Below are 12724 nucleotides of genomic sequence, written 5' to 3' on the forward strand. Positions count from 1 at the left end.
ATGGGAAATATAATGAAAGAGCCAACCCCTTTGGCGGCCCAATTAAAGCTGCATTCTGAACCAGGCAGTAATGCTGACGCGATTATTCAGGGGGAGTGCTATCGGTTCACTGTCTTAACTCCGGAGCTTATCCGGATGGAATATAGTGAGGAAGGTTTTTTCGAAGATCGGGCGTCGCAGACCGTTGTGAATCGCAATTTCCCGGTTCCAGAGTTCCGCGTAATGGATCTGGGGAATAAACTTGAGTTGATTACGGAGCGCCTGCATTTAACTTATGACAAGCAGCCTTTCTCCCGGCATGGTCTCAGTGTTCGGGTGAGAAACGAAGCGGGTCACCTAATGAGTGTCTGGAATTATGGAGATACAGTCCAAGATTTGGGAGGAACAGCACGTACACTGGATAATGCAGATGGTGCCATTCCGCTGGAGTACGGACTACTTTCACGTGCGGGGTATACGTTAGTTGATGATAGCACCTCCCTAGTACTGGAAGAGGATGGACGGGTCGAGCTACGGGCGTTGGCTGGCCTCGATGTTTATTTTTTTGGATACGGTCATGATTATTTGCACTGCTTGAAGGATTTCTATCACCTTTGCGGTCGTACGCCCCTATTGCCACGTTATGCCCTTGGCAACTGGTGGAGCCGTTATTACCGATATTCAGAAGAAGAATACAAAGCGTTAATGGAGCGGTTTGAGCTCGAGCGAATTCCGTTTTCCGTCGCTGTTATAGATATGGATTGGCATCTCGTCGATATTGATCCGCAGTATGGCAGTGGTTGGACGGGTTATACCTGGAACCGGGAACTGTTTCCGGAGCCTCAAAGATTTTTGGCATGGCTGCATGAAAAAGGTCTTCGAGTAACGCTCAACGTACATCCAGCAGACGGTGTACGGGCGTTTGAAGATCCTTATCTGGCCATTGCTGCGGAGATGGGGATGGACCCGGAAAAAGGGGATGCTGTGGAATTTGATATTACGGACCCGGATTTTTTACAGGCATACTTTAAGTTTCTGCATCATCCGCTAGAGGATGAAGGTGTGGACTTCTGGTGGATTGATTGGCAGCAGGGTGGAGTGACTAAAGTACCGGGACTAGATCCGCTTTGGATGCTGAACCATTATCACTATCTGGATAGCGGCCGGCGAGGCAACCGGCAGATTACTTTTTCCCGTTATGCAGGTCTTGGCAGCCATCGTTATCCTGTGGGCTTCTCTGGAGATACCATTGTTACTTGGGAGTCGCTGGATTTCCAGCCATACTTCACAGCCAACGCCGCTAACGTGGGATATGGTTGGTGGAGCCATGATATCGGGGGCCATATGAATGGTTATTTAGACGATGAGTTGGCAATGCGCTGGGTGCAATTCGGTGTGTTTTCACCTATTCTGCGGTTACATAGTTCTGCTAGTGCCTTTAACAGCAAGGAGCCATGGCGATTCAATAAGATTGCGGAAGATGTGATGAAGGATTGCCTGCGCTTGCGGCATAGTTTACTTCCCTATCTGTACACCATGAATCGCTACGCCAGCCGCGATAGTCTTCCGTTAATCCGACCGATGTATTATCATCATGCGTTGTCGAATGAAGCCTATGAAGTGCCCAATGAATATTATTTCGGAACGGAACTTATTGCCTGTCCGATTACACAGCCGGTCAACCCAAAGGTAGGCGTTGCCGAATTTAAGGCTTGGTTACCTGAAGGGATTTGGATAGATTTTTTTAACGGAAGAGTGTACGACGGTGGCAGAAAGCTTTCTCTTTATCGCAATCTTGAGAATATCCCTGTATTAGCTAAAGCGGGTGCTATTGTGCCTATGGCAGATCTGACGCAATTTACCTCTTCAGTGGATAATCCGAAGCATATGGAGGTCCGTGTATTTGCGGGAGGAAGGGGTCATTTTCATCTTTGGGAGGATGAGGGCGATACTGCGGAGGATCAGGACGATCAATGGTGTGATACAGAAATGATCCTGGAAATGGGGGATAGAGCGAGCTTCAAGATCCTCTCTGCTAAGGGAAATACAAAGGTTGTGCCTGAGCGGAGATCGTGGAAGCTGTCCTTTGTTGGTTTTGCTGATACGAAGGTACAGGTATTCGCTGGCGGCACAGAAATCGAAGCAAACATGGACTATGATGAGGCTACACATACGCTTACGATCATGATTTCGGATCAAGCGGTAGAGCATTCATTGGAGGTAACGTTCACAGATGCCCGGATTGCGGTGAATTCGGTAGATGATGAGGTGTTCAGCCTTCTGAACCGTGCGCAAATTCTTTTCCAATTGAAAGAACAAATTTACCATGTAGTCAAAGCAGCAGTAACGCCGATGGCAGCCCTGGCTTCTCTTGCCTCGTTGGATCTTGAACATACACTGTATGGAGCGTTATGCGAAATACTGTCGGCAAGACTTTAAGCACTATTTCATTTAATTTAATAAAAAAGGAGGTTCTCTCTGTGCGCTGGCATAAAGAGAACCTCTTTTTTATTAGGAATGAACCGCTGCTACTTAATTAGCAGGGTTTGAATGGCATGAGCCGGAATCATGTTCTCAGCCAGTTCGTCATGGAAGCGCAGGGTGAATGGAAGCTCTTGCTCTGTGCGGTTCATAACGATAACAGCAATAGTGCCATCAGGGTTGCGGAAAGCTGTTGTTTCAAGCTTATCTGTATATTTGGAGAAACCAATGCGTTTAGCACCCGGACGAATATATTTACTGAAGTGCCCGATGTAATAGAATGAGCTCTCAAAAGTAATTTCATCGTTTTTGGTATCTCCGATAATTGGAGCGTCGCAGTAATTTCCTACATGATTAGGTCCACCTTGCTCATCCAAGACAATGTTCCAGTCTGTCCAGCTCGACATCCAGTTGTTCAGATTGCCAATGATATCATGTCCGTAACGTTCACCGGTGTTCCATGAGCCGAGATGAACGCCACCTTCTTGGCAGCCTTCGCTGAAGAACAGCTTTTTATCAGGGAAACGATCATGTACAGCAGAGAGGGCTTCGAAGTGATCACCGGAATACCAGTGGAAGCAGATTCCCCATATGTATTTGGACGCTGCTTGATCTTCAAAAGCAACCTTAGCACGGTCATACACCCGTTCTTTGTTATGATCCCAGATCATAACTTTTACATGGCCCAAGCCCGCTTGTTCCAGAGCAGGTCCCAAGTAGTCACGCACAAAATCCTTTTCTTCTTCGGCGGTATACAGGCAGGAATCCCATCTTTGTACAGCTTTGGCTTCATTCTGAACACTGACAGCCCAGATATCAATCCCTTCTGCAGCGTACGCCTCAATATATTTAACGAACATGTTAGCCCAAGCCTCACGATATTCAGGCTTAAGAGCTCCGCCTCCGTTCATTTGCCCGTTTGTCTTCATGAACGCTGGAGGACTCCATGGGGAAGAGAACAGACGGAAATCTTCACCTACTGCTGCGGCAGCATTTTTTATGAGGGGGATAATTGATTCGTGATCTCTGGAAATATCGAATGAACGTAGCTCCGCATCGCCTTCCTCTACATAAGCATAGTTGCCCAGTGAGAAGTCGCAGCTTTGGATGTGTGAGCGGCAAAGGGTGTATCCGATGCCGTGCTCAGGATGAAAATAAGCGTCAATGATTTCTTTTTGTTTAGCTTCACTAAGTTTAGCGATAGTAACGGCAGAGGACTCTGTAAGGGCTCCACCAAAGCCTTCAATTTCTTGATACTCCAGATCATCATAGATATTGATTAGCTCTGATTCGACTCCTGACGTATCGGGAAGGAAAATCAGAGGGTCCTTTTCTGTTAAACGATCCGTGGTTTCTTTAGCGGTTTGAATGACGCGAATAGTTTTACTCATAATGGTTGATAACCTCCTACATATGAATTCTGTCTTTATTATAGAAGGAGATTCACTGCACTTTGAAGAAACTATATGGCTAAGAACCTCAACAATCTGGTCATTGATTACTATAGAAAGAGGAGCAAATGCGATGGAAACAAACAGCGTTCAAATTAGTTTGTGTGGATTTATCCGCCATACTCAGCCTTTTCGGCAACTATATCGCAGTGGGTTGGATACCTATATCATCAGGCTGCAAGCCGAAGGGGAATGTGAAGTCCTCATTGATGGAGAAATGACTACCGTAGTACCTGGGGATCTACTATTATTTAAGCCCTATGATATATATGATCTGAGAATCGGTGAAAAGAAAAGTCCTCTGGGACATAGTGTGGACTATTTTGTAATGTGTACAGGGGAATGGGTGGACCACTGGTGGAACCTGCGTGAGCGACCCAAAAAGGTTAGAATTGCGGATGATGGTAAGCTGCAAAGTATATGGCAACAGCTTGATCTGGAGAATAGAAGACTAGACGGGGGTAGCCCTGAAATACTAGAAGCGCTATTTAAAGCTTTATGTTTGCTGTTAGATCGGGCTATGGAAGAGGCACCTGCATCATCTTCGGCTTCACTTCTACACGGACTTAAGATGAAGAGTTATGTGGAGGAGCATGCTACTTCAGAGATCAGACTAAAGGACGTAGCCGCTCATGCTGGAATTAGTGTGACAAGGGCCGTGCATGTATTCAAAATCCAATTCGGTTATTCTATTATGCAATATGCGGGGCAAATCCGGCTTGCGATGGCACTGAGATTAATGGACAATACCAATTACACCTTAGAGCGTATAGCAGAGGAGACGGGGTTTGGAAGTTATACCTATTTTCACAGGGTGTTTCGGGAGCGTTATGGTGTCTCGCCAGGTATTTATCGAAAGAGAGAGTAGAAGGTTTAGCAGTAAAAAGAAGCTGCCCCATAAATCACAGAATAGGGCTTAGGGGCAACTCCTCGATTAGACGTTAATTATAGTAAGGCCAGCCAGCTGAATCCCATTCGAGATCACTGATTAACAATTTGGGTGCACCATTCTCGGCGACACTGTAAGCATGGCGGACGATAACGTTGGTTCCGTATATATCCTGTCCACCAGGACCCGCCCAAAAACTGTTGCCGCTATCGATGACCGTAGCCCCGCCATTTTTCATATCAGTACCGTCCTTTGCATAGAAAGGACCCAGTACGCTGGTTGAGCGTCCCACTGCAATTTTATAGGTGCTGTTTACGCCTGAGCAGCATTGGCCAATGGATACGAATAGATAATAATATCCGGTATTTGGATTGTAAACCATGCTGGAGCCTTCAATCCCCCCGGATTTAGTGGCAATGCGATAGGAGTTGCCCGTTGGCTTCATGGTTGTTTTGTTGATGGAGGTAATGTAAATCCCGTTGCTCCAGGAACCGAAGGTCATCCATAGGTTTCCGTTAGCATCTGCCGTAATGTTAGGATCAATGGCGTTATAATTGGAGGCGTCATTTGACGAGATAACGACACCTTGGTCCGTCCATTTTCCCCCGGAGATCGATTTAGTAGTTACTAAACCAATAGCAGACACTCTTGAGCCGAATGTGGAGATAGAATAATAGAGGTAATAGGTACCGTTATAGTAGAAAATTTCTGGAGCCCATACATCTAGCCCTTCTTGATTGGGAACGTAAGAGCTCCACCAGGAGGGTTTCGAGTTATAAATCGGGAGGGAGCGAATATAGTTCGTTCCATCGTTTGAAAACATCACTTGGAGACCTGATCCCGTGCTGAATACCCAATGTGTGTTTCCCTCTTTGATATATGAAGGGTCGTGTACATTGGTATCTCCAGTCAGATTCCAGGTTGCTGCATAAGCTTGCGATCCTGCTGAAAAAACAGTTGTAAAAAGCATTAAAAAAGACAACAATAACAACCGATAACCTTGCCTACCTTTTTTCGCCATATTCCTTCTCCTTTTAGTTTAGATTTCCCTAAAGTGTTTCATTATTTTGCAATTGATAACGCTTACATAATATCTTGTATTATTTCTCTAGTCAATGATTCTTTTGGATCAATAAAAAAGCAAATCTCGGCCACCGGAGACTTGCTTTTTTATATTTTTATAATAAATCTGTGATCGCTTGTTCAAATAATCTGACACTATTTTCCCAAGTCCATTTGCGCGAATATCTTTCCCCCTGCTCCGCTAATTTAGTTCTTAAGTTGGGATCACGTATTAAGCGGATGACATCTTCACCGAGCCGGTTCTCATATCGATAAGAGAGCAAACAGTTTTTCTTGTGATGGGCGTATTCCATATTCCCACCCGAATATACACAGACTAACGCTGCTCCACAACGCATGGCCTCAAGTCCCGGTAAAGAGCCTGTATCAAAAATACTTGAGCTAACAAAAATATCCGCACCGTTATAGTGATAGCAGAGCTCCTCATCATTTGCTGGCGTAAAGAACCGATATTTGCCAGTAGCTTTCATTCTTTGGAGAATTTCTGAGGTGTTGAACTCGTCAGGCGGACTGATGAAGTTAATATTTACATCGGGATATTGGCTTTTTACGTAATCCAGCTGTTCTATAAGATAATCTTGCTCACGGTGCCAGGAGAAACCTCGTTCTGTTTTTCTTAATATAGCTGTTATGTTTAAAGGCTCTTGAAGACTGTGACGGATATTCATATTTTTAAAAGAGGAGCTAATGCCAATGGGCACGATACTGCCGGTGATGCCATGATTTAAACGGATCAGCTCCTGCTGCCAACGTGATAAAACGATTAGATGCTCAGTGATGTGATAGGAGGGGAAGGAGCGTCCGTTATCCGGTAAAAAAGGTGGCTCATAACATAAAGATAAACGTACATGAACCCCTTTTCCTTGTTGGCTTGCTGCTTGGGCGATGGGGACAGTTGTATAATAATTAGAAACAATGACGTCTCCGGGAGGAAAGTCATGCTCGTGAATATTCATATGTGAGGAGCGGATTACGTTTGCGCGCACATCATAAGAAATAGCGCCATCCACAGGCAAAAGGAGATTGACCTGATGACCCAAGTCTGTCAGCCCATTGGTGAGCTCTACTAGCATACGTTGTGCTCCGCCATGAGATAAGGTCAGAATAGGGAATGTGAATCGCATTGATAATCCCGTCCCTTCCAAGTTAGAGCTATAATGGTGAAACAATATGATTCAATCGTTCCTTTTTTTATTTTATTCAGCTCCTATAGAAAAGTACCATTTATCAAGCTTATAAACAAAAGGAGAAGGAAGAGGGGTTAGTATGAGTGAAATCATTATCGAATGTATGAGAAGGCTCGATCAATCCTTGGGGTATGTGGAGCAAGCTGTAAATAAGCTAACGACCGAAGAGATCTGGTTTCGTCCAAAGTCAAAAATGAATGCCATTGGTAACCTATGCCTGCATATTGCGGGCAGCGAATATCAGCATCTGGTCAGCGGAATCGGCAATAAGCTAATAGAAAGAGATAGACCTAATAAATTTTTGACCAGAGGCGGTTATTCATCACAGGAATTATTGCAGTATATGCTAAAGGTCAGGGAAGAAAGCCGTTCGGTGGTGGGCAATTTGACGAAGGCTGATCTAGAACGGGAGGTCACCATTAGTTTCCCTGAGGGGGCTGGAATGGAGAATTATACTTGGAGTATTCAAAAGATTATGATCGGAGCGGCAGAGCATTATTCCTATCATACAGGTCAAATCGTATATGCCTCTAAATTGCTGCAGAAAGAGGATGATCATCTGCTCAATAACTGGAAGCATTATTTTTGAGCATAGATAAAGCTGGGGATAGATGCGCAGCTGCTGCTAACACCTATCCTCAGAAATGGGTTTTTATTGTGTTATAGGTGCAAGCTTCTTCAGTAAAGCAACGGTTTCATTAACCTCCAGATCCTTGATATCTTCTAATGACACATCGATCATTGGCTTATATTCTTGGAGTTTGCGCAGGAAAGCCTCGGTATGGAATACTCCGCTGCCTGCTTTTCCGTGGTATGCTTTTTCACCATCTTGATAGATATCTTTTAAATGCGCCAGAATGATACGGTCGCCGAATAATCTGAAGGAATCATCGACAATTTGATCCTGCAAATGCGCAGCCGTGCCAATAAAATTACAAGGGTCCAATACAACACCTATACAGCTTGATGGGACTTCATCTAAGATGCGGCGCATCTTGTCTGGTGTAGAAAGTGTATGTGTGCAGACCCCTTCTAGTCCTAGAAAAACGCCCCATTTTTCAGCTTCCTCTGCAAGTTCTTCTACAGTTGCCCTTAACGTATCCCAGCCGATAGCTTCGTAATGGATCGGATCTTGTGCTTGAAAAGTAGTCAGCGCACCTGTTTCTGTTGCCACCATAGGTGCGCCGAATTGGCGGGCATAACGAAGATGCTCTTTAAAACGATTGATCTCAGCTCTCCGGATGACAGGATCCGGATGAACAGGGTTGATGTAACAGCCCAAAACACCGATACGTATTCCTGCTTTGTCAAATTGTTCGCCAATATAGCTGGCAAGACCTGGACTTAGTTTACCGGTAGAAGTGTCGATGTCCTGAATGGCTTTGGATAATGCAAGCTGAACAAAATCGATATCATAATTCTGAAGGGTTGCAGTTAACGACTTGAGCGGCAAGCAGCCAAATGTGTGGGCCAGAGTTCCGTATCTGATGAGTAACCTCTCCTTTAATAGAGTAAGTATGAGTAATAACCTTCATAATAGTAACGCTTTCATAAGGATGCAAGTGATTTATCATTATCGCGGGTCAGGAAATTGATGATTTCAGTGTTGACTCTATCTGGTTGCTCATGATTAATGCCGTGTCCCGCACGGGGGATCACTTGGTAATGAAACTTTCCATCCTCTAAAATATCTATGAAGTCCTTTGATTGTTTTAACGCGTGTTCTCCTACTAAAAAATAAAGCTTATCTCTGACGGCAACTGCGGCGTTTTTATCATATTTTTGAAGCTTATGAACAAACATAGCTTGCTGATTATGAGCTCGCATTAAAAGAATTAGATGAGCAGCTACTTCTGGGTGATTGTCAAATAAAGGGGAGTCAGGCGCACTTAACTTCTTCAGCACTTTCAGTAAATTGCGATCCGTGGGAATCAGAATCTCTGGGAACATCATCATTAGCGTTTGCAGCATGGCTTTGATGGGTGTGGTGACCATTCCGCCTTCCAAACAAATCACACGGTTCACTTTGTCCGGTTGCTTGGTTGCATAATTAAAAGCAATATAGGCGCCATTTGACACCCCTGCAATATTAAAGATGTCTATGCTCAGATGTTTGGCTATTTCATTAATCCATTCCACCTGCTCAAACTTTTGTTTATTAAAGTGCGCATTAGGAATGCTTTTTCCGGGTCCGCCCAGAGTATCAATAGCAACGCAGTAAAAATGCTGCGACAATTCCTCGATGTTAAGGAGCCACATGACCGCCGAGTTATCACCAACGCCATGAAACAGAAATAAAGGGGGATTACTCTTTTGCCCGGTAAGGATACAATGCGTCAGCCCATATGTGGTTGGGAGATCGAGCTCTTCAAGAGGAATAGGCCACTGATCAACTAGCTGTTGGTAGGATTGCCACACTCGTTCTTGCACCTTGGCATTCTTAAAGCTATTTACCATCACAAACCTCCTTAGTGAAAATACAACATCTGTATCTTATTCCAATAAGTATACTACGAGAGTGGGGAAGGAGGAGCGCGCAATAGGAACATTCCTGTGAAAAGAGGGGTGCAGACCAGATAAGTGTATTTCATACAACTAAATTGCTACTTTACTCTCACTACGGTGAAATAGATGTACTTCGTACAACTATTTCTCTCGTATTTAGCTGATTCAGCCAAATTGGGCGAATTTAATTGCACAAAGTACACTTAACACATTAGGCGTGAGCATTGAAGTTCATTTTAGTTGTAGAATGTGCAATTAGATAATGCATGCCGGTCTCTTTTGCGGTAAATTTTGATAGGGAAGTTATTAATAACGTTCTAGGTGGGGATGATTATGCTCGTTGAGCTAAAGGAAGCTAGTGTTTCAGATGGACGCGATATTTTTGAGCTGATTGTGGAGATAGGTCCGGGGGAAAATGGATTCGTCAATAACGGATTTGATCTGGCTTACAGTCAATTTCCTGATTTCATCCGGGATCGGATAGCACTTTCACAAGGTGATAATCTTCCGCCACAGTATGTAGCACAAACCAACTACTGGTTACTGATTGACGCTTATCCTGTTGGTGTCGGAAAACTAAGACATTCCTTAAATGATCAATTGAGGAAGTCCGGTGGACACATCGGTTATAGTATCAGACCCAGTGAAAGAGGAAAGGGTTATGGTACGATTTTTTTGGCAGAGCTGTTAAAAAAAGCTGCGGACATGGGGATTGATAAGGTCATGCTGACTTGTGAGCCGGATAATATATCTTCGAGAAAGGTTATTGAAGCGAACAAAGGAATACTACATGGCATTGAGAATGAAAAATGTAACTACTGGATCACCCTTTAAGCTGGTGTGAAAAATAGGGGAGGAGTTGCCAAGAGGCAGCTCTTTTTTGTTATTCGCGATGTTATTGTAGTTCATCCAATGGAGATTCGTCTAAAATGTGAAAAAAAATTAAAATTTTGATGAAAGCGCTCTATTCAAACACAAACAAATAGTTTAAAATCAAAACAAACAAAAATAAACAAAAAAACAAACATTCAAAAACGGAGGTATTCACAAATGGTACAAAACTTATGGGATTCATCTCGGAAAACGAAATTAAACGGGGGATTGGATGCATTAGTGTTCCGCTCTAATCTGCTGGGCGAAGATCGCAGAGTCTGTAACTTTGGCGGAGGGAATACCTCCAGCAAAACGATAGAATTGGATTTTCGCGGGCGTGAGGTAGAAGTAATGTGGGTAAAGGGCAGCGGCTCTGACCTTGCTACGATGAAAGCAGGCAACTTTACCGGACTAAGGCTTCAGGATATTGCCCCGTTATTTGAACGTGATGAAATGCCAGATGAAGAGATGGTAGCTTATCTCGCAAATTGTATGATTGATCCTAAACATCCGCGTGCTTCTATCGAGACGTTGCTGCATGCATTTTTACCTTTCAAGCATGTGGATCATACGCATCCAGATGCCATTATCAGTTTATGCTGCGCTCATAACGGTAAGGAAATTGCCCGTGAGATTTATGGGGATCGTTTCGTATGGGTTCCATACATCCGTCCAGGCTTCACTTTATCCAAAATGATTGCCGAAGGTGTGCTCGCAAACCCGAAAGCTGAATTAGTGCTGATGGAGAAACACGGTCTCGTGACTTGGGGGGATACACCTGAATCTTGTTATGCCAAAACAATCTCCATAATTAACGAAGCGGAAAGTTATATTGAAGAAAGAATTGAAGATCAGAACCTATTTGGCGGCCGCAAATCGGAAGCACTTCCGGAAGCAGAGCGGCGGGCTGTAGCGGCGGCAGTGATGCCACTGATCAGAGGCGCGGTCAGCGATGAGCATAAAATGATTTTGACCTTCGACGATGCGGAGGATGTGCTGCGTTTTGTAGGAGGGGCTGACTCGGAGAAGTTATCCGGTGTAGGCGCAGCTTGTCCAGATCATTTGGTACATACCAAAATGAAGCCGCTTTTTGTTGCGTGGGAGCCAAATACCAATGATATCGATGGCTTGAAGGCGAAGCTGAGCGAAGCGATTAGCGCTTATAAGGAGCAGTACAAAGCGTACTTCGACCGTAATAAACATGAAGGCGATGTAATGTTCGAGGCTGCGCCACGTGTGATCCTGATCCCTGGCGTGGGCATGATCAACACAGGTAAAAGCTGGAGCAATTCTAAGATCAGCGGAGCCTTGTATCACCGGGCGATTGCTGTTATGCGCGGAGCTACTGCGCTGGGAGATTTCGTCTCTCTTAGTGAGAATGAATCGTACAATGTGGAATATTGGCCCCTGGAATTATATAAATTATCCTTGGCTCCGGCAGAAGCGGAGTTCTCCCGTAAAGTTGCCTTTATTACAGGTGGTGCCGGGGGAATTGGGAGTGAGACGGCTCGTCGTTTAGTATCAGAAGGAGCGCATGTTGTATTGGCAGATCTCAATCTGGAGGGTGCACAAAAAGTAGCGGAAGAGATTAACGCTAAGTTTGGTGAAAATCGTGCATTCGCCGTTAAAATGGACGTAACTCAGGAAGAGCAGGTAACCGCAGCTTATGCGGAGACAGCCCTTTTTTATGGCGGGGTCGATATTATTGTTAATAATGCTGGGCTTGCAACCTCCAGTCCGTTTGATGAGACTTCATTGAAAGAGTGGAATTTGAATATCTCTGTGCTGGGCACAGGATATTTTCTCGTTGCACGCGAAGCTTTTAAAGTGATGAAGGAGCAAAAAATCGGAGGCAGCATGGTATTCATCGGCTCCAAAAATTCTATTTTTGCAGGTAAAAGCGTCTCGGCTTACAGTTCTGCCAAGGCGCTCGAAGCCCATCTGGCCCGCTGCATAGCAGCTGAAGGTGGAGAGTTTGGCATCCGTGCCAATACGATTCTGCCCGATGCAATTCTACAAGGATCAGCCATCTGGAATTCGAACTGGCGTAATGAACGGGCGGCTGCTTACGGGATTGAGCCGGATCAATTAGAGGAGCATTACCGTAAACGCACGACGCTGCTAGTTAATATTTATCCACGTGATATTGCCGAAGGCGTTGCTTTTTTTGCTTCTTCCAAGTCAGAGAAAACTACGGGTTGTATGCTGACAATCGACGGTGGAGTGCCAGCAGCTTTTACTAGATAAGAAGTAGCTTGAATATAGATAGGGATAAC

Annotated in this window: 10 protein-coding genes; 5 read left to right on the forward strand and 5 right to left on the reverse strand. The window is 44.6% G+C overall.

What is annotated here, in order from left to right:
* Nucleotides 1–2418 carry a glycoside hydrolase family 31 protein gene (locus NSQ91_RS11595; RefSeq protein ID WP_256716678.1) on the forward strand — a complete coding sequence of 806 codons (2418 nt, stop codon included), beginning with the start codon at nucleotides 1–3 and terminating at the stop codon, nucleotides 2416–2418.
* Nucleotides 2419–2507: 89 nt separating this feature from the next.
* Here the strand turns inward: NSQ91_RS11595 and NSQ91_RS11600 are convergent, their stop codons facing one another.
* Nucleotides 2508–3851 (reverse strand): glycoside hydrolase family 30 protein, encoded by a 1344-nt coding sequence (locus NSQ91_RS11600; RefSeq protein ID WP_076130363.1) that lies wholly within the window; start codon nucleotides 3849–3851, stop codon nucleotides 2508–2510.
* Between the two features lie 133 nt (nucleotides 3852–3984).
* Here NSQ91_RS11600 and NSQ91_RS11605 point away from each other — a divergent pair, with 133 nt between their 5' ends.
* Nucleotides 3985–4779, forward strand: coding sequence for an AraC family transcriptional regulator (locus tag NSQ91_RS11605; RefSeq protein ID WP_076130362.1), 795 nt, complete (start codon nucleotides 3985–3987; stop codon nucleotides 4777–4779).
* 73 nt (nucleotides 4780–4852) lie between these two features.
* On the opposite strand, the gene NSQ91_RS11610 is transcribed toward NSQ91_RS11605, so the two are convergent.
* Both NSQ91_RS11610 and NSQ91_RS11615 read right to left on the reverse strand, forming a co-directional pair.
* Nucleotides 4853–5821 carry a glycoside hydrolase family 43 protein gene (locus tag NSQ91_RS11610; protein WP_076130361.1) on the reverse strand — a complete coding sequence of 323 codons (969 nt, stop codon included), beginning with the start codon at nucleotides 5819–5821 and terminating at the stop codon, nucleotides 4853–4855.
* Nucleotides 5822–5978: 157 nt separating this feature from the next.
* Nucleotides 5979–7007 (reverse strand): glycosyltransferase family 4 protein, encoded by a 1029-nt coding sequence (locus tag NSQ91_RS11615; protein WP_076280331.1) that lies wholly within the window; start codon nucleotides 7005–7007, stop codon nucleotides 5979–5981.
* A gap of 142 nt (nucleotides 7008–7149) precedes the next feature.
* On the opposite strand from NSQ91_RS11615, the gene NSQ91_RS11620 reads away from it, so the two are divergent.
* Nucleotides 7150–7659 carry a DinB family protein gene (locus NSQ91_RS11620; protein ID WP_076305634.1) on the forward strand — a complete coding sequence of 170 codons (510 nt, stop codon included), beginning with the start codon at nucleotides 7150–7152 and terminating at the stop codon, nucleotides 7657–7659.
* A 63-nt stretch (nucleotides 7660–7722) separates the two neighbouring features.
* Here NSQ91_RS11620 and NSQ91_RS11625 read toward each other — a convergent pair whose 3' ends face one another.
* Both NSQ91_RS11625 and NSQ91_RS11630 read right to left on the reverse strand, forming a co-directional pair.
* On the reverse strand, nucleotides 7723–8523 hold the full coding sequence (locus NSQ91_RS11625; protein WP_256716679.1) for a sugar phosphate isomerase/epimerase family protein: 801 nt from the start codon (nucleotides 8521–8523) through the stop codon (nucleotides 7723–7725).
* Between the two features lie 95 nt (nucleotides 8524–8618).
* Nucleotides 8619–9527, reverse strand: coding sequence for an alpha/beta fold hydrolase (locus NSQ91_RS11630; RefSeq protein WP_076305636.1), 909 nt, complete (start codon nucleotides 9525–9527; stop codon nucleotides 8619–8621).
* Nucleotides 9528–9908: 381 nt separating this feature from the next.
* Here NSQ91_RS11630 and NSQ91_RS11635 point away from each other — a divergent pair, with 381 nt between their 5' ends.
* Nucleotides 9909–10409, forward strand: a complete 501-nt coding sequence (locus NSQ91_RS11635) for a GNAT family N-acetyltransferase (protein WP_076130357.1) — start codon at nucleotides 9909–9911, stop codon at nucleotides 10407–10409.
* A 216-nt stretch (nucleotides 10410–10625) separates the two neighbouring features.
* Nucleotides 10626–12695, forward strand: a complete 2070-nt coding sequence (locus tag NSQ91_RS11640) for a bifunctional aldolase/short-chain dehydrogenase (RefSeq protein WP_076305638.1) — start codon at nucleotides 10626–10628, stop codon at nucleotides 12693–12695.
* Nucleotides 12696–12724 lie beyond the last annotated feature (29 nt).

Source organism: Paenibacillus sp. FSL R7-0048, assembly GCF_038004505.1.
GTDB lineage: Bacteria > Bacillota > Bacilli > Paenibacillales > Paenibacillaceae > Paenibacillus_AQ > Paenibacillus_AQ odorifer.